Below are 927 nucleotides of genomic sequence, written 5' to 3'. Positions count from 1 at the left end.
GCGGGCGGCCGGCCAGGCCCGCTGCCGCAGTCGCGCGGCGACCGCGCCCGGGTCGGCGCGCAGCAGCCAGTCCCGCAACGCCTCCACGGTCTCGGTCAGCTCCGGCTCGATGGCGTCCGGGTCGGCCACGTCGGTGCCGAACGGCAGGCTGGCTCGCAGCCGCTGGTCCTCGGCGGCCAGCGCCAACAACTCCTCGACCAGGGCGTAGCGGGTGAGCGCGCGGATGCCCACGGTCAGGTGCAACGAGCTGGCGTCCTGCGCCTGTGCGCTGTGCAGCCATCCTCGGGGCAGGTAGAGGGCGTCACCGGGGGCGAGCACCACGTCCAGCGCGGCCGGGCCCTGGGCGGTGGCGCCGACCTCGTCGGCGCGGCCACCCCACGGCTGCTTCTCCAACGGGTCGGCCAGCACCGGTGGGTGGATCCGCCAGTGCTTGCGGCCGTCGACCTGGAGCACGAACACGTCGTGGGTGTCGTAGTGGGTGGCGAAGCCCTGACTGCCGGCCGGGGTCAGGTAGGCGTTGATCTGCAGCGGCTGGTTGAGCGCCAGGCCCAGGGCCCGGGCGAAGTCGATGAGCGGCGGCCAGATCCGGTGCAGCCCCTGCAGCACCAGCGTGGCCCCGGACGCGTACTGCTCCAGGACCCGCTCGTCGAGCACCTGGTCGCCGATCTCGGCGCCCGCGCCGCCGCCGCCGGTCCAGCGTGCCGCCGCGACCAACTGGCCGTCCCTGGCGACGCGCAGGAACGGGGTACGCAGACCGCGCCGGCTCAGCAGCTCGTCGGCGTCGGCGGGACTGAGCAGGTCGGTGAAGCCGGCCGGGTCGGGCAGTTCGGCGGCGCGGGACAGCAGCGGGGTGTGCCCCCAGTGGGCGGCGGCGAACTTGGCCGGTTCGACCGAGACGCAGCGGGCCAGCGCCGCGGCGGCCTCGGC

General features: G+C 75.5%; 1 protein-coding gene. It reads right to left on the bottom strand.

The window, feature by feature from the left end; genetic code table 11:
* Positions 1 to 909 (bottom strand): cupin domain-containing protein (locus PSH25_RS29865; protein WP_238662190.1); only part of this gene is annotated, 909 nt, incomplete at its 3' end.
* Positions 910 to 927: the final 18 nt, after the last annotated feature.

Source organism: Micromonospora foliorum, assembly GCF_022229015.1.
Taxonomy (GTDB): Bacteria; Actinomycetota; Actinomycetes; order Mycobacteriales; family Micromonosporaceae; genus Micromonospora; species Micromonospora foliorum.
This window is presented reverse-complemented; position numbering and strand designations above follow the sequence as displayed.